Source organism: Pseudomonas sp. 02C 26, assembly GCF_002843585.1.
Classification (GTDB): Bacteria; Pseudomonadota; Gammaproteobacteria; order Pseudomonadales; family Pseudomonadaceae; genus Aquipseudomonas; species Aquipseudomonas shirazensis.
In genome coordinates this window covers 370127-390783 of sequence record NZ_CP025262.1, presented here as the reverse complement: position 1 = coordinate 390783, position 20657 = coordinate 370127, and the positions used below count along the sequence as shown (strand labels likewise).

Below are 20657 nucleotides of genomic sequence, written 5' to 3'. Positions count from 1 at the left end.
CGTCATTTCAGGTTCTGGCGCAACAGCATGCTGCCGCCGCGCTGGGTAAATTCAAGTTGTTTGAGGGCGCTCATGCCGAGCAGCACGGTTGTGCCGTCAAGGCCGGGCACCACCAGGGCGCGTACGCCCTGCAGGCGGATATCACCCAGTTGCAGGCTGTCCAGACGGGTCCGGTAGCCTTCAGTGCGGCCATTGGCGGTACTCACCAGCACAGGCGCACCGCGTTGCAGCTCAAGGCCTTTGGCCAGCGACTCGGGGATGGCGACATCGGTCGCGCCGGTGTCGAGCATGAAGTGCACGGTCTGGCCGTTGATTGCGCCGTCGGCGACGAAGTGGCCCTGACCATTGCTCAGCAAGCGAACTTCGATGAAACCATCGCCATGGGCCGACTCGGGTTGCGCATTGGGGTTGCGCTGCTGATCCTCCCAGGCGCCAAAAAAACGCGTGGCAAGAAACATCGCCGCCGCCCAGGCGAGAATCATCAGCACCCTGCCCGCGCGCTTGCCGGCCGGCTGGCTCATGGTTTGCCACTCCAGCCGCCTTGTGGCGCAGCAAAGCGCCAGACGACCGGCCGTACTTCGCCATCGCCGCGGGCGCCGTTGTTGTTGTCCACGCCAATCCAGGCGCCCTGATCAGCGATGATCAAGGCTTCGGCGACGCCAAACAGCTGGTCATAGCGGCGCGCCTCGGTCAGCGCATCGGCGGCAAACGACCAGCAGCGCTCGACGGCGCCGCTGTCCACGTCGCGCCGGCATACCCGGTAGGCATTACGCTCCAGGGTAAACAGCTTGCCGGCATACAGCGCCAGGTCGGCAAAATCGCGCGACACCGGCCGCGGCTTGTCCACTTGCGGCGGCTGCATCTCGACCCCAGCCTCGCTGAACAGCACACAGCTGCGCACGCAGGTCCACAGCGACTGCTGGCGTTGCAAGGCAACCAGGCCGCGCCGTTCCCGTTCGGCGGCCAGCCATAGACGATCGCCCGCCGGGTTGATCACCACCCCCTCGAACAAGCCATTGAAGCGCAGCAGCATGCCGCTGGCACGCGCCCGGCCAACCATCAACGGGTCGATCTTCAACCAGTTCGGCTCACCTTGCAGCGGCAGCTGCAGCACCGCCGCATGGGATTCGCTGACCAAGTAGAAGTTACCCGCCTGATCGCAGCTGATACTTTCAAAGTCCAATTCACCACCGCGCACTGCGGCGACCGCCCAACTGCGCACCTTCAAGCCTAATGGCAAGCCACTGTCAGGCACCGGCGGCGCGCTGAAGGGCATCGCTTCGGCCTGCCAGGCGCCATCGCGCTGTTCGAAGCGGTAGATCCGGTCGTCATCGCGGTCGGATACACCCCAGAGCGCGCCACGGCACATCGCCAGGCCCGAGAGGTTGCCGCTGGGCATACCGTCAATGGCGTGCTCGCTGCTCAGCTTCAGCTCCGGCCAGTCGCTCGCCAGACTCGGCAAAGCGACCAGGGCCAGTACTGCGGCAAGCAACCGAACAATCAAACCATGACCTCAGCCAGGTTGCCTTTGGTTTCCAGCCAGCTCTTGCGATCACCGGCGCGCTTCTTCGCCAGCAGCTTGTCCATCAGCTCGCAGGTGGCCTCGACGTCATCCAGAGTCAACTGCACCAGGCGCCGGGTGTTCGGGTCCATGGTGGTTTCGCGCAACTGCGGCGGGTTCATCTCACCCAGGCCCTTGAAGCGGGTGACCTGCGGCTTGCCACGTTTTTTCTCGGCGACCAAACGGTCAAGAATGCCGTCACGCTCCGCTTCGTCGAGGGCGTAGTAGATCTCCTTGCCCAGGTCGATGCGGTACAGCGGCGGCATGGCGACGTAGACGTTGCCCGCCTCGACCAACGGCCGGAAGTGCTGCACGAACAGGGCGCAGAGCAAGGTGGCGATGTGCAGGCCGTCGGAGTCGGCGTCGGCGAGGATGCAGATCTTGCCGTAGCGCAGCTGCGACAGGTCGGTGGCACCCGGATCGACACCGATGGCCACGGCGATGTTGTGCACTTCCTGGCTGGCCAGCACTTCGCCGCCGTCGACTTCCCAGGTATTGAGGATCTTCCCGCGCAGCGGCAGGATGGCCTGGAATTCCTTGTCTCGCGCCTGCTTCGCCGAACCGCCGGCGGAGTCACCCTCGACCAGGAACAGCTCGGAGCGCATCGGGTCCTGGCCAGCGCAGTCGGCCAGCTTGCCGGGCAGTGCCGGGCCCTGGGTAATGCGCTTGCGCTCGACCTTCTTGCTCGCCTTGAGGCGGCGACCCGCGTTGCTGATGGCAAGCTCCGCCAGCTGCATACCCAGTTCAGGGTGCGCGTTGAGCCACAGGCTGAAGGCATCCTTGACCACGCCGGAGACGAACGCCGCCGCCTCGCGCGAGGACAGGCGCTCTTTGGTCTGGCCGGAGAACTGCGGCTCCTGCATCTTCATCGACAGGACGAAGCTGATCCGCTCCCAGATGTCTTCCGGCGCCAGCTTGACCCCACGCGGCAGCAGGTTGCGGAACTCGCAGAACTCGCGCATGGCATCCAGCAGGCCCTGGCGCAGGCCGTTTACGTGGGTACCCCCTTGCGCCGTCGGGATCAGGTTGACGTAGCTTTCCTGCACGCTGTCGCCGCCCTCGGGCAACCACAGCAGGGCCCAGTCGACCGCTTCCTTGTTACCGGCCAGGCTGCCGCAGAACGGCTCGTCGGGCAGCCGCAGGAAGTCGCTGACCGAATCGACCAGGTACGAGCGCAGGCCGTCTTCGTAGTGCCACTCGACTTTCTCGCCGCTGGCCTTGTCTTCGAAGCTGATCGACAAGCCCGGGCACAGTACGGCCTTGGCCTTGAGCACATGCTTGAGGCGGCTGATGGAAAACTTCGGCGAGTCGAAGTACTTCGGATCAGGGCTGAAATACACGCTGGTACCGGTGTTGCGCTTGCCGACCGTACCGATCACTTCCAGCTCGGTGGCCTTGTAGCCGTCGGCGAAGGTCATCTGGTATTCGTTGCCGTCACGCTTGACCCGCACCCGAACCTGGGTCGACAAGGCGTTGACCACCGAGATACCAACGCCGTGCAGACCACCGGAGAACTGGTAGTTCTTGTTCGAGAACTTGCCACCGGCGTGCAGTTTGGTGAGGATCAGTTCGACACCCGAGACGCCCTCTTCGGGGTGGATGTCGACCGGCATGCCCCGGCCATCGTCGCTGACTTCCAGCGAGTGGTCGGCATGCAGGATGACCTGCACCGAGCGGGCGTGGCCGGCCAGGGCTTCGTCGACACTGTTGTCGATGACTTCCTGGGCCAGATGGTTGGGCCGGCTGGTGTCGGTGTACATACCGGGCCGTTTACGCACCGGATCGAGGCCGGAGAGGACTTCGATGGCGTCGGCGTTATAGGCGCTAGCGCTGGGGTTGGCCATGGGTTCTCGTCGTCAGTCTGGTGAATGCGAAAAATCAAAATACAGAAAAATCGAGCGCCGCATATTGCTCGCGGGCAATGCCGGCAAAAGCCAGCAACGCCGGCAGGCGCTTGGTGAAGCCCTGGAAACTGTGGTCGCCACCGGCTTCGATACGCAGCGCGCAGGCCTGGTAGTAGGCAGCGGCGTGGCGGTAGTCGAGGGTTTCATCGGCGGTCTGCAACCACACCTGGTAGCGCGCGGCGTCGGTTGGCGGCGCCACTTCGAGCTCGGCCAGGGCCTGCACGTGGTCGAGGGTCAGCTCCCAGGGCTCATCGGTATACAGGTTGCGCTGGGTGCCCAGGTAGCCGTCGAACAAGCGGTGCGGCGCTACCGCCGGGTTGATCAGCAGTGCCTTGAGGCCATGCCGCTCGGCCAGATGGGTCGCATAGTAGCCGCCCAGCGAACTGCCTACCAGCAAGGGCGCGCCCAGCTCGGCAATGGCGGCTTCGAGCTGGCCAATCGCCTCACGCGGATGATGGTGCAGCGCGGGGATGCGCAACTGGCCAGCCAGGCCCAGTTGCTGCATCACAGCCTCAAGCTGGCGCGCCTTGGTCGACAGCGGCGAGCTGTTGAAGCCGTGGATATAAAGGATGGAACCCGACATGCTGCCCCCAGTGTCTGCTGCGGCGCGCCCGCCAGTTGGGGCGCAGGGACGCGCAGTGTAGCGTGTTCGCCGAGCATTGGCGCTGCTTCGGGATTTTCGTAAGACATTGTTCAAGGTCGCTGGGGGCTGCGCGCTCAATAACCGGGGCTGTTGAAATCCAGCTGCAGCACATAATCCAGCGCCCGCTCTACGCCTGTTTCCAGCTGACCGTCTGCATGCAGGCGCAGCCAGCGGTATCCCGGCAACTCTTCACTGACCTTGAAGTCGACGCTACCCGGGGCGAACTGGATGCAGGTCGACGGTGTGGCCATGTAGCGCACGCCGTCACGCGCCTGCTCGAAGGCCTGGTGCACATGCCCCCAGAGCACCGCGCGCACCTGCGGGTGAGCCTGCACCCGTTGGAGCAACTCATCGCTGTTGCGCAGGCCGATCGGCGCCATCCAGGCGCAGCCGATGTCCACCGGCTGGTGGTGACAGCAGATCAGGCAATGGCGCTGGGGGGCACTGTTCAGGGCTTGATCGAGGACGGCAAGCTGCGCCGGCGCGAGCAGGCCATGGGTCGCGCCCACCACTGCCGAGTCGAGCATGATGATGCGCCAGTTGCCCACATCGGTTACCGACTGCAACAAATCCGTACCTTGCGCCACCTCGGCCATCACTCGCGCCTGATCATGGTTGCCCGGTAGCCAGCGGGCTGGCGCGCGCAGCGTCGCCGTCATCTCGGCAAAGGCGCGATAGGCCGTCGCGCTGGCATCCTGCGACAGGTCGCCGGTGCACAGCAGCAAGTCGATTGCAGGCTGTTCGCGATGCACCTGGTCGATCACATGCTGCAGGCTGCCGCGGGTATTCAGGCCCAGCAGGGTGCCCGCCGGATCAGCAAACAGATGGGCGTCGGTCAGTTGCACGACATTGATCGGTGCGTGGGGATGGTTGGGCTGCGGCAACGGCCGTCTCCTCGAGCGAGTTCTGCGCGATTATCGCCGCTGACAGCTTTCACGCAAGCCGGCGAAGCCGACTCGCATGACATTTTCAGCGGACTGCCGCCAGTTCATGGCCGCAGGCCAGGCAGTGGCTCAGCCATTCGCCGAGAAACAGATTGAGCTGGGCCTTCTCGTCGGGCTGGTGCATGGCTTCGTTGGGGTACGGGTAGATGCTGCGAAAGCGCCGTGCATGCTCGGCGCTGACTACTTCGGCCATGCGCGCATCGTGGTACACCTGCACTTCCAACTGCGGCACCGGCAGCCAGGGCAGGCTATGTTCCTGACGCACGCGCAGGGTGGTGGTGTATGGGCACGTCAGTAGCACGTCCAGCACCAGCACGCCAAGCATCTGGTCGCCCTGGGTCATACCGATGCGCCGCGAGCTCTGGGTAGTACGCATGTCCGGCAGCAGGCGCATCAAGCGAGCGTAGTTGGCCTCGCAGGCACTTTGCAGCCCGACCAGATCGACCCGATAACGCTCGCGCAGCAGGTTCACTTCCACATCCCCCGTACTTCGTCGCGGTTCAGCGCCAGCCATTGCAGGCCGATGATGCTGGCCGCGTTGCAGATGCGCCCGTCACGTACCGCCTGCAGGGCGTCCTCGAACGACCAGGCGCGCACGCGGATATCCTCGCCCTCTTCCTCCAGCCCATGCAAGCCGCCGGCACCTTCGCTGACGCAGCGGCCGAGAAACAGATGCACGAACTCGTCGCTGCCGCCCGGCGATGGGAAGTAGCGGGTCATCGGCCACAGGGCCGAGAAGGTCAGGCCGGCTTCTTCTTCGGCTTCGCGATGGGCAACCTCTTCAGGCTGCTCGTCCTTGTCGATCAGGCCCGCGACCATTTCAATCAGCCAGGGATTGGCCACCTTGCCCATGGCGCCAGCGCGGAACTGCTCGATCAGCACCACCTCGTCGCGCAGCGGATCGTACGGCAGCACGCACACTGCATCGTGGCGCACGAACAGCTCGCGGCTGATCTCACGGCTCATGCCGCCGGCGAACAGCTCATGGCGCAGGTGCAGCTTGTCGAGCTTGTAAAAGCCCTGGAAGCAGTTCTCGCGCTTGACGATCTCAACCGTCTTGGGCACCGAATTGGACGTGTCTGTCATGGAAATCCTCATTACCTCAACTACCGCATCGCGCCATCCTACTCTGCGTTTGACCGGGTTTCACCCCTTTCCGTTGACCGTTCAGGCTGCTGGAAGCGGGGGCGTCATGTCTGTTAGCTTAGTGGCGAACCGACGGCTTTGCCGACGGTCCAAGGCCGACTATCCAAGTTCTGCAAGGATCATCATGACGCTAGTCAAACTGACTTCCGTGGCTGTGCTGGCGGTGGCACTGAGCGCCTGCCAGAGCCTGTTCGCGCCCAATTACCGGGCCCCACTCGAGGTCAAGCGCGATGCCTGGGAGCACGTCAAGCCGGGCTGCAGTGCCAGCGACTGCCCGCTGGTGAACATCGACACCGTGCACTTCCCGGCGCTGCCCAAGCTCGACGCCATCGTCGAAAGCCGCCTGCTGCAACTGACCACCGACAACGCCCGCAGCAGCGCGCCGACCTCGCTCAAGGCCTACGAGGATCAGTACCTGGCCAGCGCCGACAAGCGCAACAGCAGCTACCTGCAAGCCAAGGTACGTGAACAGCATGACGGCTTGGTGATCATCGAGCTGTCCAGCTACCTCGACAGTGGTGGCGCCCACGGCATGCCCGGCCGCGCGTTCATCAACTACTCGCGCAAGCAGGACAAGGTCCTGACCCTGCAGGACATGCTGGTGCCAGGCCAGGAAGACACCTTCTGGAAAACCGTCGAAGAGTCGCACCGCGCCTGGATGATCAGCACCGGCATGGACAAGGACGCCGAATTCGTCAAGACCTGGCCGTTCAAGAAGTCCCCGCACATCGCCCTGACCTACGGTGCGGTCGTGGTGAAGTACGAGGTGTATGCCATCGCGCCCTACTCCATGGGCCACATCGAGCTGAAAATCCCCTACCCGCGCCTGAATGGCGTGATCAAGCCTGAGCTGTTTCCCGGCCGCGGCTGACACTCAATAGCCCGTACAGCAGCCCTGCCAGCACCAATGCCGGCAGGGTTGCACCGACCTCCGGGGCCAGATTGGCAATGCCATGATAGGCCGCGACGCCCACCGCCCAGGCCAGCAGCGCCTGCCAGTGCAAGCCGTCGACACGGGTCGGCAACTGGCGCTGACGGATCACGAAGTGGTCCGTCAGCACCACGCCGAACAGCGGCGCGAACACCGAACCGATCAACAGCAGGAAGTTCTCGTACTGGGCCAGCGGCGCCAGGCAGGCGATCAGCGTGCACAGCAGGCCGATCGCCAGGGCCAGGTGTTCGACCTTGATCGGCAGCAGCAAGCCGGTGGAGACCGCGCCGGAATGGATATCGGCAAAAGCGTTCTCGGTCTCATCCAGCAGAATCAACAACAGCGGGATACCCAAGCCGGCGCCGGCCAGCGCCAGCAGCAGGGCATTGGCCTCACCGCTTGGCGCAAAGGCCAGGGTGTAGGCAACGCCAAGGCTCATCAGCCAGGCATTACCAAGCAGATAACCGAGCACGGTGCCACTGAACACGCGGCCCGCATGCTGGGCGAAGCGCGAATAGTCGGCAATCAACGGCAACCACGACAGCGGCATGGCGATGACGATGTCAAAACCGACTGCCAGCGACATCGAGCCATCGCCGGCACGCTGCCAGATAGCGCCCAGATCGGCCTTGGCAAACAGGTTCCAGGTCAGCCACAGGCAGGCGCCGATCAATAGCCAGATACCCCACTTGCGCAAGATCTTGCGCACGAAGGTCAGCGGGCCGCAGATTGCCAGCAGCGTTGCCAACGCGCCAAAGCACAGCGTCCACAGCAGCGGGTTGGTCCAGGCACTATCGGCTCCGAACGCCCGCGCGCCGAGCAGGCTGGCGGCGTCGCGCATGACGATGATTTCGAACGAGCCCCAGCCAATCAGCTGGAGCAAGTTGAGCACTGCCGGCAGGCGCACGCCGTGCCGGCCGAGGCTCAAGCGCAAGGTGCCCATGGCCGACAGGCCGGTGTCACTGCCGATCACCCCGGCGGCAGCCAGCAGCAGCACGCCAACCGCAGTGCCGAGCACGATTGCCAGCATCGCGCCGGCCAGGCCCAGGCCCGGCGCGAGCATGGCGCCGACCTGCAGGACCATCAAGCCAGTGCCAAGGGAGAACCACAGGACAAACAGGTCCCGCCCGCCAAACAGGCGCTGGCTGGCGGGGATCGGATGATCGGGGGAGAAGTTGCTGGGGGTGGTCATAGTTGATGCTCGCCGGAGTTATTGTGGAGATGCGAGGGCTTCGCGCTCGTTCGCGGGTAAACCCGCTCCCACAAGGTTTTGCAGCGCCGCCTAAACCTGTGGGAGCGGGTTTACCCGCGAAGGGCTGCAAAGCAGCCCCAGTTGCATCACACCTTCTGGTACAGCTGGCTGCCGGTCTGACGGAAGCGCTCGGACTGCTCGCGCATGCCCTCCTCGACCGACATGTCGACCGCCTCGATACGCTGATTGGCAGCGTACTCGCGCACTTCCTGGGTGATCTTCATCGAGCAGAACTTCGGCCCGCACATCGAGCAGAAGTGAGCGACCTTGGCCGACTCCTTGGGCAGGGTCTCGTCGTGGTAGGCACGAGCGGTGTCCGGGTCCAGGCCAAGGTTGAACTGGTCCTGCCAGCGGAACTCGAAGCGCGCCTTGGACAGCGCGTTGTCGCGGATCTGCGCGCCGGGGTGGCCCTTGGCAAGGTCGGCGGCGTGGGCGGCGATCTTGTAGGTGATGATGCCGGTCTTGACGTCATCCTTGTTCGGCAGGCCGAGGTGTTCCTTGGGCGTGACATAGCAGAGCATGGCGCAGCCAAACCAGCCGATCATCGCCGCACCGATCCCCGAGGTGATGTGGTCGTAGCCCGGCGCGATGTCGGTGGTCAGCGGGCCGAGGGTGTAGAACGGCGCCTCGTCGCAGCATTCCAGCTGCTTGTCCATGTTCTCTTTGATCAACTGCATCGGCACATGGCCGGGACCTTCGATCATGCACTGCACGTCGTGCTTCCAGGCGATCTTGGTCAGTTCGCCCAGGGTCTCCAGCTCACCGAACTGGGCGGCGTCGTTGGCATCGGCAATCGAGCCCGGACGCAGGCCGTCGCCGAGCGAGAAGCTGACGTCGTAGGCCTTCATGATTTCGCAGATTTCATCGAAATGGGTGTAGAGGAAGTTCTCCTGGTGATGCGCCAGGCACCACTTGGCCATGATCGAACCACCACGGCTGACAATGCCGGTGACGCGCTTGGCGGTCAGCGGCACGTAGCGCAGGAGCACGCCGGCATGGATGGTGAAGTAGTCCACGCCCTGCTCGGCCTGCTCGATCAAGGTGTCGCGGAACAGCTCCCAGGTCAGGTCTTCTGCAACGCCGCCGACCTTTTCCAACGCTTGGTAAATCGGCACGGTGCCGATCGGCACCGGCGAGTTGCGGATGATCCACTCGCGGGTTTCATGGATGTGCTTGCCGGTGGAGAGGTCCATGACCGTGTCCGAACCCCAGCGGATGCCCCAGGTCAGCTTGGCCACTTCTTCTTCGATGGACGACCCCAGCGCGCTGTTGCCGATGTTGCCGTTGATCTTCACCAGGAAGTTACGGCCGATGATCATCGGTTCGAGTTCGGTGTGGTTGATGTTGGCCGGGATGATCGCGCGACCACGGGCGATTTCGTCGCGAACGAACTCTGCGGTGATTTCCTTGGGCACGCTGGCGCCGAAGCTGTGGCCGGCGTGCTGCTGCTCAAGCAGGCCGGCAGCGCGGGCCTCTTGCAGCTTCATGTTTTCGCGGATGGCGACGTATTCCATCTCGGCAGTAATGATGCCCTGCCGCGCGTAGTGCATCTGCGTAACGTTGGCGCCGGCCTTGGCCCGGCGCGGATTGCGCACGTGGGCAAAGCGCAGCTTGGTCAGCTCGGCATCGCTCAGGCGCTGCTGGCCGAAGTTCGAGCTCAGGCCCTCCAGGCGTTCGGTGTCGCCCCGCGCGTCGATCCAGGCCGAGCGGACATCGCCCAGGCCCTTGCGAACATCGATGCTGACAGCAGGGTCGGTATACGGGCCTGAGGTGTCGTACACCAGCACCGGCGCATTGGCTTCGCCGCCAAAGTCGGTAGGGGTGTCATCCAGGCTGATTTCGCGCATGGGCACACGGATATCCGGGCGCGAACCCTGGACATACACTTTGCGCGAACGGGTGAAGGGTTGCACAGACTGCTGATCGACTTGCGCCGATTCGCTGAGGTTGATCGCTTTTTCTTGTTTGCTCATCACAGGCTCCAGACAGCTTCCTAGCGGCGGAATGTCGGGGAGAACCTGAATGACGCGGACACACCCTTGATGGATGCAGTGCCGGATACCTGGAATGCCAATGCGCGGCTGCGCTGCTCGACAAATCCCGGACCTGACACAAGAGACTCGCCGGGAAAGCGAGAAATCTTGTTCCCTACGCAGGCGCTAACCTGATCAGGTTCAACGGGATCCGGAAACTTCCGATCTCAGCCTTTGCATCAAGGCACCCCGACAAGAACATGCGCAGTCTAGACTGGAGTTGCGCGCAAAGCCAAGGGTGCTTGCAGCGCGGCGATCAAAGGCGCCAATCAGCGATTGTTGCCGGCCGTGCACAGCCTTACACTGGCGCACCGATACTCAACGGTTCAGTAATTAAAACTCGTACAAGGATTGCCCTATGCTGCGCAAACTTTCACTGGCGGTTGCCGTGTCTTGTGCGTCCAACGGAGTGGTCTGGGCGGCTGACCTGCCCGCGCCGGTGAAGACCGACCTGATCAGCGTCTATCAGGAAGCGGCCAGCAACAACGCCGACCTTGCCGCTGCCCGCGCCGATTATGGCGCACGCCGCGAAATCGTGCCGCAGGCCCGCGCCGGGCTGCTGCCGAACCTGTCGGCGGGTGCCGAAATGATGAACACCCGCACCAAGCTCGACGAGCCGGCGATCACCTCCAATCGCAGCGGCAATTCGTGGAGCGCGACCCTATCGCAGCCGATCTTCCGCGCCGATCGCTGGTTCCAGTTGCAAGCCGCCGAAGCGGTCAACGAGCAGGCGGCGCTGGAGCTGTCGGCCAACGAGCAGAACCTGATTCTGCAGACCGCCGAGAACTATTTCTCGGTACTGCGCGCACAAGACAATCTGGCCTCGACCAAAGCCGAGGAAGCCGCCCTCAAGCGCCAGCTGGATCAGTCCAACGAGCGCTTTGACGTCGGCCTGTCGGACAAGACCGACGTGCTCCAGTCGCAGGCCAGCTACGACACGGCGCGGGCCAACCGGATCATCGCCGAACGCCAGGTAGCAGATGCCTTCGAGGCATTGGTAACGCTGACCAACCGCGACTATGGCTCGTTGCAGGGCGTGGTCCACAGCCTGCCGATCCAGGTGCCTATGCCCAACGATGCCAAGGCCTGGGTCGAGACCGCCGCACGGCAGAACCTCAACCTGCAGGCGACCAACTACGCTGTCGATGCCGCCGAAGAAACCTTGCGCCAGCGCAAGGCCGGGCATGCCCCGACGGTCGACGCGGTGGCGCGTTACCAGAAGGGTGACAACGATGCGCTGGGCTTCTCCAACCCGGCGCCGCAGCCCGGCGTGCGCTACGGCGGCGACGTCGAACAGACCAGCATCGGCCTGCAGTTGAACATCCCGCTATACAGCGGCGGCCTGACCAGCTCGCAAGTTCGCGAGGCCTATCAGCGCTTGAGCCAGAGCGAGCAGCAGCGCGAAAGCCTGCGCCGCCAGGTGGTGGAAAACACCCGCAACCTGCACCGCGCGGTGAATACCGACGTTGAACAGGTGCAGGCGCGCAAGCAGTCGATCATCTCCAACCAGAGTGCGCTGGAGGCGACCGAAATCGGTTATCAGGTCGGCACCCGCAACATCGTCGACGTGCTCGATGCGCAACGCCAGCTGTACACCTCGGTGCGTGACTACAACAACAGCCGCTACGACTACATTCTGGATAACCTGCGCCTGAAGCAGGCTGCCGGCACCCTGAGCCCGCAGGACCTGTCCGACCTGGGCCGTTATCTGAAAGCCGATTACAACCCGGACAAGGACTTCCTGCCACCGGATCTGGCAGCAGCGGCGGCGAAGAACTTCGAACGCCGGCCCTGATCTGCGACTGCGGCGCCGGGCTCGCCCGGCGCCGCGATCTATCGCTAGCCCAGCAGCCGAGCCAGGCCATCCAGCAAGCGCTGCAACGCGCCCTGGTTGGCCTGCATCACCGCCCTGCCCGCTTCGCCCATGCGCTTGGCGTCCTGCGGCAACTCGACCAGCCGCTGCACGGCGGCGGCCAATGCCTGGCTGTCGTCAACTGAGTGCAACGCGCCGGCATCTTTCAGCATTGCGCTGATATCGAGAAAGTTGAACACGTGTGGGCCGCTGATCACCGGCAAGGCCAGCGCGGCCGGCTCCAGCGGGTTGTGCCCGCCTGTTGGCACCAGGCTGCCGCCGACGAAGGCGATGTCTGCCAGCGCATAGAGGAACAGCAGTTCGCCCATGGTATCGCCGAGCAGCACCTGGGTTGCGTCGGTGACCAACTCGGCGCTGGAACGGCGCACGGTAGCGAACTGTTCAGCACACAACGCATGCACGGCGTTGAACCGCTCAGGGTGACGCGGCACCAGAATCAGCAGCGCATCGGCATGCACCTGCAGCAGGCGGCGGTGCGCCTCCAGCACCTGCGCATCCTCGCCTTCATGGGTGCTGGCTGCGATCCAGACCGGGCGTTGGCTGGCCTGCCATTGCTCGCGCAACTGGCGGGCACGGGGCAGCAGCTGTTCGTCGAGCTTGAGGTCGAACTTGATCGAGCCGGTCACCTGCACGCATTCAGGCCGCGCGCCGAGGCTACGAAAGCGCTCTGCTTCGGTTTCGGTCTGCGCCGCGATCAGGCTCATCTCGGCGAGCATTGGCCGGGTCAGTTTGGCGAAGCGGCCATAGCCGCGCGCCGACCGCGCCGACAAGCGCGCATTGGCCAGCGCCACCGGGATGCCGCGCCTGGCGCACTGGTGGATATGGTTGGGCCACAGCTCGGTTTCCATGATCACGCCCAGCCGCGGCCGCACATGGTCGAGAAAGCGCGCCGCCGCCCAGGGCAGGTCATACGGCAGGTAGCAATGCTGAATGCGTGGTTCATCGGCAAACAGCGCGCGAATCCGCTCCGAACCGGTAGGGGTCATGCAGGTTACAGTGATCGCCAGCTCGGGATAGGCCTTGAGCAATGCGCGCACCATCGGCGCCGCCGCGATGCTCTCGCCGACCGACACCGCATGCACCCAGATGCCGCCCTGACGCATCGGCGGCAGCTTGATGGCAAAGCGCTCGGCGACGCGTTGGCCGTAGGCCGGCGCCTTGCGCGCACGCAGGAACAGGCGCAGCGCTACCAGCGGCAGGCCCAGGTGAAACAGCAGGGTATAAAGGGTTCTATTCATGGCGGCGCAGTTTACTAGGAACTGCCTGAAAAGGCCTGCCCATGTCCGCCCAAGCCATAAAAGCGGCGGACATAGTGTGAAAGCTGGCAAGAGGATCGCCTAGAATGGCCGCCAATCAATCGAGGAATGCAGCGTGAACGCATATGTTTATCTGGCCATCGCCATTTGCGCCGAGGTCGTCGCCACCGCTTCGATGAAGGCGGTCAAAGGCCTCAGTACGCCGCTACCGCTGTTGCTGATGATCGCCGGCTACGCCGTGGCGTTCTGGATGCTGACCCTTGTGGTACGCAGCATTCCGGTAGGTATTGCCTACGCCATCTGGTCGGGGCTGGGCATCGTCCTGATCAGCATCGCCGCTTGGCTCATCTATGGGCAGAAACTGGACCTGCCGGCCGTGCTCGGCATGGCCATGATCGTCGGCGGCGTGGTGGTCATTCAGGTATTTTCCAACAGCAGCGGGCACTGACCGCTGCGTTGCGCGGTCAACGGCAAAGACATCAGCCTGTATACTGCTGGCCTGTCCCTGTCTTTGAGGTGCCCGCATGCCATCTGCCATTTCCACTGACGTACTGATCGTCGGCGCCGGGGTCGCAGGCCTCTGGCTCAATGCCCGGCTGCAGCGCCTGGGCTATTCGACGGTGCTGGTGGAACGCGCAAGCCTGGGCGGCGAGCAGACCATCAAGTCGCAGGGGATCATCCACGGCGGCATCAAGTACGCTCTGCACGGCAGCCTGACCGGCGCCTCCGAGGCGATCGCCGACATGCCGCGGCGCTGGCGCGAGGCGCTGGCCGGCAGCGGCGAGCTGAACCTGGACAAGGTACGCTTGTTGTCCGATGCACATTACCTGTGGTCGCCGGGCGGCCTGCTTGGCAATGTCACCAGCTTTTTTGCCAGCAAGGCCATGCGCGGCCGGGTCGATCAGGTCAAGGGCGAACAACTGCCGCCTGCCCTGCAAGACCGCGCCTTCAAAGGCAAGGTCTATCGCCTCGCCGAGCTGGTCATCGACGTGCCCAGCCTGCTCGCCAACCTCGCTGCGCTGGCCGGTGACAGCTTGCTCGCCGGCGAGCAGATCGAGCCGTTGCGCGAAGGCGATGAACTGGTCGGCCTGCGTGTCGACGGGCGCGAGATTCACGCCCAGCGCATCGTGCTGAGCGCCGGTGGTGGCACCGCCGAGCTGCTTCAGGCCCTCGGCCTGGACCAACCGGCCATGCAGCGCCGACCGTTGCACATGGTTCTGGCCAAGGGCCCCAACCTCAAGCCTTTGTACGCGCACTGCCTCGGCGGTGGGCCCAAGCCGCGCATCACGGTCACCACTCATCCCGGCGCGGATGGCCAGTGGGTGTGGTACCTGGGTGGTGATTTGGCTGAAGCCGATGGCGTTGCCCGCGAGCCAGCGGCGCAGATCGCTGCCGCGCAGAAAGAAGTCGCCAGCCTGTTGCCATGGGTAGATCAAAGCCAGCTGCGCTGGGCCACCCTGCGGGTTGATCGAGCCGAGCCAGCGCAGTCTGGCCAGGTGCGGCCGGACAACGCCTTCCTCGCCGAAGAGCAGCGCCTGCTGGTGGGTTGGCCGACCAAACTGGCGCTGGCGCCGGACTTCGCCGATCACGTGCTGGCCAAGCTCGACCGCGATGGTATTCGCCCTCAAGCCAAGCCTGACTTGTCCGGCCTGCCCCGGCCTGCGCTCGGCGTACCGGCCTGGGAGCAACTGCTGCCATGAGCCTGCCCGATCTGCATGACCTGCACCGAGCGCTGGGCAGCACTGGCCTGATGGTTTCGCCGCTGGGCCTGGGCACGGTCAAGCTGGGCCGTGATCAGGGCGTCAAATACCCCACCGGGTTCACCATCCCAGGCGACGACGAGGCACGCATGCTGCTGGCCCAGGCGCGTGAACTGGGGATCAACCTGATCGATACCGCGCCGGCCTACGGTCGCAGTGAAGAGCGCCTCGGGCCGCTGCTGCGCGGTCAGCGTGACGAGTGGGTGATCGTCAGCAAGGTAGGTGAAGAGTTCAACGATGGCCAGTCGCACTTCGACTTCTCTGCCGCGCACACCCGGCGTTCGGTCGAACGTAGCCTCAAGCGTCTTGAAACGGATCGAATCGAGCTGGTGCTGGTCCATTCAGATGGTAATGACCTGGCGATCCTCGAGCAGGAAGAGGTCTACCAGACCCTCGCCGCGCTCAAGCAGGAAGGCAAGATTCTCGGTTTTGGCTTGTCTGGCAAGACCGCCGCAGGTGGACTAAAGGCGTTGCAGGAGGGTGACTGTGCGATGGTTACCTACAACCTCAATGAGCAAACCGAACGCCCGGTACTGGATTACGCCGCCGAGCATGGCAAAGCCATTCTGGTGAAGAAGGCCCTGGCCAGCGGGCATGTCTGCCTGGCGCCGGGGGTGGATGCGGTACAGGCCAGCTTCGAGCTGCTGTTTGCCCACCCAGGCGTGAGCAGTGCTATCGTCGGCACCATCAACCCGCTGCATCTGGCCCATAACGTGGCCACCGTTGCCCGTATCTTGAGGCAGCAATAAGGCCGCTGGCACGGCTACACAAGCGCAAGGAGGAGCCTCGTGGCACGCACGCTGATCCGCAAGAACCCGAGCAACTTCAAAACGCTGCCGCTGCATGTCGAAGCCACTGCCGAGGGCCTGAGTTATCAGACTATCGGCATGCCGCTGAACTTCGCCCAGACCCTGCAACGACGCAAGGCGGTGCAGGTGGCCGACAGCGAGCGCTTCGTGGTTGAGCTGGCCAACCTGGGCGTGTCGGTGCGGCTGACGCTGCAGTGGCAGAACCGCGAATACTGGGTGCTGGTGCGTCAGCGCCGGCAAGACCGTGGCGATGTGGTGCTCAAGCTGATTTCCGGATATGTGCCGGCGCAGGAGCTGAACCTGCCGCTGCATACCGCGATTCAGGAGGTAGCCGAAGAGTGCCTGCTGGAGACGCCAGAGGGCTGGCTGGGCGGGCGCTTCAACGATACCTGGTTGCCCGCGCCCTACGCGGCGGCGCTGCATTATCGGGAGGCGTTGCCGTTTGTGCTGACCTCACAGGCGACGGCGGCGCGGCCGGTGCAGTCGGGCAATCTGGTGTTGATCGAACAGCCGCGGGCCTATGTGCATTTGCCTACAGCGTCGTTGCAGCTGATCTATGACTTGCGCTTGCAGGTGCCGCGGGAGGCCAAGTCGTTGAGTCTGTTTCATGTGGATGAGCGGCTGGAAGGGGATCAACTGGTGGCGCGGCTTAATCGCAAGCGGCCTGATCTGTACTTGATGCCGTTGGTGGATGGGCGGCCTACGGCCGAGCTGTTCACGCTGAAGAAGGATACCTTGGTGCCGGCCAGTACCCGTGGGATCTGGCTGGCCGAGAGTTTTGCCCGGCAGGAAGGCTGGGTGGTGCGTGATGAGCGAGTGCGCTGGAAGGATTGGCTGCGCCAGCAGGGGCTGGTGGAGCCTAGGCCGGCTTCGCGGTTGCAGCGGCTGACGGGCAAGGCGCGGGCTCTGCTGGCTCGGGCGCGGACTTCGCTGCATAAATAGTTACGCGGACTGCTCTTTGTAGGAGCGGCCTTGTGTCGCGAGAGGCCCGCAAAGCGGGCCCAGCAATGTCGGCGGCGGAGCTGAAATTTGGGGGGCGCTTCGCACCCCCTTCGCGACACAAGGCCGCTCCTACAGGGGATCGGGGCATGCCGAGAATGAAAAGGGCCGCTAAGCGGCCCTTTTTCAGTTCTTGCGGATCTTTTCCACTATTGCAGTGGTTGAGCTGTTTTCCACAAGGCCGAGCACTTTCACCGTCCCGCCGTAGCTGGTAACGATGTCGGCGCCGACCACTTGATCGATGCCGTAGTCGCCACCTTTGACCAGCACATCAGGCTTGACCTGGCTGAGCAGGTTTTCTGGAGTGCCTTCCGGGAAGCTGATGACCCAGTCGACGGCGCCCAAGCCTGCGAGAACTGCCATGCGCCGATCGACGCTGTTGATCGGGCGGCCAGGACCCTTCAGGCGACTGACCGAGGCGTCGTCGTTGACGGCGACGATCAGACGATCACCTTGAGCGCGGGCTTGCTCCAGGTAGGTCACGTGGCCGGCATGAAGGATGTCGAAACAGCCGTTGGTGAACACGATCGACTCGTTGTGCGCGCGCGCATCGTCGATCGCCAGCAACAACTGTTCGATGGTCAACACGCCGCGCTCCGAACCTTCTTCGCGCTGAATCGCACGGCGCAGTTCAGGGGCGCTGATCGCCGCGGTACCGAGCTTGCCGACCACGATGCCGGCGGCAAGGTTGGCCAGGGCCACGGCATGGGGCAGGTCTTCGCCAGCAGCGATAGCGGCGGCCAGGGTCGAGATGACCGTGTCGCCGGCACCGGTGACGTCGAACACTTCACGGGCCCGGGCCGGCAGGTGGAGCGCCGGGTGGTCGGCGCGCAGCAGGGTCATGCCATGTTCGCCACGGGTCACCAGCAATGCACCCAGATCCAGCTCCTGCATCAATTGCAGGCCTTTGCCGACCAGGTCGGCTTCATCGACGCAGCGGCCGACAATGGCTTCGAACTCGCTCAGGTTGGGCGTGATCAGGCTCGCGCCGCGGTAGATCGAGAAGTCCTTGCCCTTGGGGTCGGCCAATACCGGAATACCGCGGGCACGCGCCGCCTGGACCAGGCTCTGGTGGTTTTTCAGGGCGCCCTTGCCGTAGTCGGACAGGACCAACACCTTGACCCCATCCAGCAGCTTTTCAACCTCGACACCCAATGACAGCGGGTCGGTGGCGAACGGTTCTTCGAAGTCGATGCGCAGCAGTTGCTGATGACGGCTCATGACCCGCAGCTTGACGATGGTCGGCTGGTGGGCAATGCGCTGGAAGATCGAGCGTACGCCCGCAGCCTGCAAGCTGTTGCTCAGGCTCTCGGCCGCCTCGTCCTGGCCGGTCACACCGACCAGCGAGGCCGGCGCGCCCAGGGCGGCAATGTTCAAGGCCACGTTGGCCGCGCCGCCGGGACGGTCTTCGATCTGTTCGACCTTGACCACAGGCACCGGCGCCTCCGGGGAAATACGTGAAGTACCACCATGCCAGTAGCGGTCGAGCATGACATCGCCGACCACCAACACCGGGGCTTGATCGAAACTCGGCATGGACAACTTCATGGGCAACCCATATGCAAAAATTAACAGGGGCAGGATATTAGCACAGGCCAGACGATGGCTTTAGCGCCAAGCCGGCCTGGACAATTCCGGTGACAATCGGGGCCGGATCGGCCCCGCAACAGCCGACTCAGGTGATATCGACTTTCTCTGGCTGATCAAGGCCCATCGCGTGCAGGCGGGCATAATGGCCATTAGCCTCGAGCAGTTCGGCGTGAGTACCGCGCTCGACCAGACGGCCTTGGTCCATGACCAGGATCATGTCGGCCTTTTCGATGGTCGACAAGCGGTGGGCGATGACCAGCGTGGTGCGACCTTGCATAACATGATCCAGCGCGGCCTGGATGTGCCGCTCCGACTCGGTATCGAGCGCCGAAGTGGCCTCGTCGAGAATCAGCAGCGGGGCGTTTTTCAGCAAGGCCCGGGCAATCGCCAGGCGCTGGCGCTGGCCGCCGGACAACAGCACACCGTTCTCGCCGACTTCGGTGTCGAAGCCCTTGGGCAACTGATCAACGAATTCCTTGGCGTAGGCGTCGGCGGCGGCAGCCTCGATGGCCTCGCGCGGCGCACCAGCCAGATCGCCGTAGGCAATGTTGTTGGCGACGGTATCGTTGAACAGGGTGACGTGCTGGGTGACCTGCGAGACATGCCGGCGCAGGTTGCGCAACTTGTACTCTTCGATCTCCACGCCATCGAGCAGAATCTGCCCTTCACTGTGGTGATAGAAGCGCGGGATCAGCGCTGCCAGAGTCGACTTGCCACTGCCGGAGCGACCAACCAGGGCGATCATCTGCCCAGGCTCTGCGGTGAAGCTGATGTCGTTCAGCACCTGGCGCTCGGTACCGGGGTAGGTGAAGCTCAGGTTGCGCACCACCAGACGACCCTCGACGCGGTCCTTTTCAACCGTGCCAGCGTCCACTTCGGCAGGCTCGTCGAGCTGCTCGAAGATACTCTCGGCGCCGGCCAGGCCTTTCTGGATGGTCGAGCTGACTTCCGAAAGCTGACGAATCGGCTTGGGCAGCAGGCCAGCAGCCGTAATGTAGGCCACCAGATCGCCGGCCGAAGCGTCGCCGCGCAGGAATAGCACGAGGAACATCAGCGACGCCATGGCGGTGTAGATCACCAATTGCAGCGCCGGCGTGTACAGCGCGCCAGTCTTGGTCATGCGCAGCTGTTTGTCGGTGTTGCTCTGGCTGGCCGCGTTGAAACGGCGCTGCTCGTAGGCTTCGCCACCGAAGCTGCGCACCACACGGTAGCCTTGAATGGTCTCGGAGGCGACATGGGTCACATCCCCCATCGCGACCTGGATCTTCTTGCTCTGCTTGCGGAATTTCTTGCTGGCAGTACTGACCATCACCGCGATGATCGGCAGGATCGCCAACATCACCAGGGTCAGTTTCCAATTCATCCACAGCAGGTAGGCGAACAGGAACACCACCGTCAGGCCTTCACGGATCACCACCTTGATTGCATCGGTGGCAGCACCGGTGACCATGGTCACGTTGAAGGTGATGCGCGAGATCAGGTGGCCCGAGTTGTGGCTGTCGAAATAGCGGTTGGGCAGCACCAGCAGCTTGTTGAAAAGCTCGACGCGCAGGTCGTGGACCAGGCCCAGCGAGACCTTGGCCAGAAAGTAGTTACCCAGAAACGAACCAAGGCCCTGCCAGGCGGCGATCAGAATGATCAGCAGCGGCACTGCCTGCAGCAGTTTCAGGTCGCGCAGGTACGGCACGGAGGGGAACAGCACGGCTTGAGAATCGCTCAGGCCGTCGACGAAATACTTGAGGATGCCGGCCAGCATGGGCTGGGTCGAAGCAAAGATCACGAAGCCGAGGATGCTGAGCATGAAGATGCCGAGATAGGGCTTCACATAGCTGAGCAGGCGGAAATAGATCTTCAGGCTCGAGGGCGCGGACGATTCGGGAACTGTCATGACAATCCGTCGGGTGAAAAAGAGTCGGGATTATACCACACGCGGTGTTGCCGACCGCCTGCTGCAGG

At 63.7% G+C, this 20657-nt stretch carries 18 protein-coding genes and 1 riboswitch; of the genes, 6 read left to right on the top strand and 12 right to left on the bottom strand.

Annotated features, from left to right (window positions below):
* Positions 1 to 2 precede the first annotated feature (2 nt).
* From CXQ80_RS01725 to CXQ80_RS01695, 7 genes are all read right to left on the bottom strand, one after another.
* A complete protein-coding gene (locus CXQ80_RS01725) occupies positions 3 to 521 on the bottom strand; it encodes a TIGR02281 family clan AA aspartic protease (RefSeq protein ID WP_101315875.1) in 519 nt (172 codons plus the stop codon).
* A complete protein-coding gene (locus tag CXQ80_RS01720) occupies positions 518 to 1501 on the bottom strand; it encodes an esterase-like activity of phytase family protein (RefSeq protein WP_371918908.1) in 984 nt (327 codons plus the stop codon). The genes CXQ80_RS01725 and CXQ80_RS01720 overlap by 4 nt, the downstream gene beginning before the upstream one ends.
* Entirely contained in the window at positions 1501 to 3405 is a 1905-nt protein-coding gene (gene parE, locus CXQ80_RS01715; protein ID WP_101315871.1) for a DNA topoisomerase IV subunit B, read from the bottom strand. Before parE ends, CXQ80_RS01720 begins: the two co-directional genes overlap by 1 nt.
* A 34-nt stretch (positions 3406 to 3439) precedes the next feature.
* The gene (locus tag CXQ80_RS01710; RefSeq protein WP_101315869.1) at positions 3440 to 4048 is read right to left on the bottom strand and encodes a YqiA/YcfP family alpha/beta fold hydrolase; all 609 of its coding nucleotides are present in this window, start codon (positions 4046 to 4048) and stop codon (positions 3440 to 3442) included.
* A gap of 134 nt (positions 4049 to 4182) precedes the next feature.
* Positions 4183 to 4992 carry a 3',5'-cyclic-AMP phosphodiesterase gene (gene cpdA, locus CXQ80_RS01705; RefSeq protein WP_101315867.1) on the bottom strand — a complete coding sequence of 270 codons (810 nt, stop codon included), beginning with the start codon at positions 4990 to 4992 and terminating at the stop codon, positions 4183 to 4185.
* An 85-nt stretch (positions 4993 to 5077) separates the two neighbouring features.
* Positions 5078 to 5530, bottom strand: a complete 453-nt coding sequence (locus CXQ80_RS01700; RefSeq protein WP_101315865.1) for a DUF1249 domain-containing protein — start codon at positions 5528 to 5530, stop codon at positions 5078 to 5080.
* A complete protein-coding gene (locus CXQ80_RS01695; RefSeq protein WP_101315863.1) occupies positions 5521 to 6138 on the bottom strand; it encodes an NUDIX domain-containing protein in 618 nt (205 codons plus the stop codon). Before CXQ80_RS01695 ends, CXQ80_RS01700 begins: the two co-directional genes overlap by 10 nt.
* Positions 6139 to 6322: 184 nt before the next feature.
* On the opposite strand from CXQ80_RS01695, the gene CXQ80_RS01690 reads away from it, so the two are divergent.
* Positions 6323 to 7069, top strand: a complete 747-nt coding sequence (locus CXQ80_RS01690) for an RsiV family protein (RefSeq protein ID WP_101315861.1) — start codon at positions 6323 to 6325, stop codon at positions 7067 to 7069.
* Here the strand turns inward: CXQ80_RS01690 and cytX are convergent.
* Positions 7038 to 8321, bottom strand: coding sequence for a putative hydroxymethylpyrimidine transporter CytX (gene cytX, locus CXQ80_RS01685; protein WP_101315859.1), 1284 nt, complete (start codon positions 8319 to 8321; stop codon positions 7038 to 7040). The genes CXQ80_RS01690 and cytX overlap by 32 nt on opposite strands.
* A 146-nt stretch (positions 8322 to 8467) precedes the next feature.
* Entirely contained in the window at positions 8468 to 10354 is a 1887-nt protein-coding gene (gene thiC / locus CXQ80_RS01680; RefSeq protein ID WP_101315857.1) for a phosphomethylpyrimidine synthase ThiC, read from the bottom strand.
* Between the two features lie 155 nt (positions 10355 to 10509).
* A riboswitch (TPP riboswitch) is annotated at positions 10510 to 10616 on the bottom strand.
* 156 nt (positions 10617 to 10772) lie between these two features.
* Between thiC and CXQ80_RS01675 the strand changes: the two genes are divergently transcribed.
* Entirely contained in the window at positions 10773 to 12209 is a 1437-nt protein-coding gene (locus tag CXQ80_RS01675) for a TolC family outer membrane protein (RefSeq protein WP_101315855.1), read from the top strand.
* Positions 12210 to 12253: 44 nt separating this feature from the next.
* Here the strand turns inward: CXQ80_RS01675 and waaA are convergent, their stop codons facing one another.
* Positions 12254 to 13525 (bottom strand): lipid IV(A) 3-deoxy-D-manno-octulosonic acid transferase, encoded by a 1272-nt coding sequence (gene waaA / locus CXQ80_RS01670; RefSeq protein ID WP_101315853.1) that lies wholly within the window; start codon positions 13523 to 13525, stop codon positions 12254 to 12256.
* 133 nt (positions 13526 to 13658) lie between these two features.
* Here waaA and CXQ80_RS01665 point away from each other — a divergent pair, with 133 nt between their 5' ends.
* The 4 genes from CXQ80_RS01665 to CXQ80_RS01650 all read left to right on the top strand — a co-directional run bounded on the left by CXQ80_RS01665 (position 13659) and on the right by CXQ80_RS01650 (position 17054).
* Positions 13659 to 13991, top strand: coding sequence for an SMR family transporter (locus CXQ80_RS01665; RefSeq protein ID WP_101315851.1), 333 nt, complete (start codon positions 13659 to 13661; stop codon positions 13989 to 13991).
* Positions 13992 to 14067: 76 nt separating this feature from the next.
* Positions 14068 to 15243, top strand: a complete 1176-nt coding sequence (locus CXQ80_RS01660; RefSeq protein ID WP_101315849.1) for an FAD-dependent oxidoreductase — start codon at positions 14068 to 14070, stop codon at positions 15241 to 15243.
* The gene (locus CXQ80_RS01655) at positions 15240 to 16052 is read left to right on the top strand and encodes an aldo/keto reductase (protein ID WP_101315847.1); all 813 of its coding nucleotides are present in this window, start codon (positions 15240 to 15242) and stop codon (positions 16050 to 16052) included. Before CXQ80_RS01660 ends, CXQ80_RS01655 begins: the two co-directional genes overlap by 4 nt.
* 39 nt (positions 16053 to 16091) lie before the next feature.
* On the top strand, positions 16092 to 17054 hold the full coding sequence (locus tag CXQ80_RS01650) for a metal ABC transporter ATPase (RefSeq protein ID WP_101315845.1): 963 nt from the start codon (positions 16092 to 16094) through the stop codon (positions 17052 to 17054).
* A gap of 183 nt (positions 17055 to 17237) precedes the next feature.
* On the opposite strand, the gene hldE is transcribed toward CXQ80_RS01650, so the two are convergent.
* Positions 17238 to 18659 carry a bifunctional D-glycero-beta-D-manno-heptose-7-phosphate kinase/D-glycero-beta-D-manno-heptose 1-phosphate adenylyltransferase HldE gene (gene hldE / locus CXQ80_RS01645; protein ID WP_101315843.1) on the bottom strand — a complete coding sequence of 474 codons (1422 nt, stop codon included), beginning with the start codon at positions 18657 to 18659 and terminating at the stop codon, positions 17238 to 17240.
* A 127-nt stretch (positions 18660 to 18786) separates the two neighbouring features.
* Positions 18787 to 20589 (bottom strand): lipid A export permease/ATP-binding protein MsbA, encoded by a 1803-nt coding sequence (msbA, locus tag CXQ80_RS01640; RefSeq protein ID WP_101315841.1) that lies wholly within the window; start codon positions 20587 to 20589, stop codon positions 18787 to 18789.
* Positions 20590 to 20657: the final 68 nt, after the last annotated feature.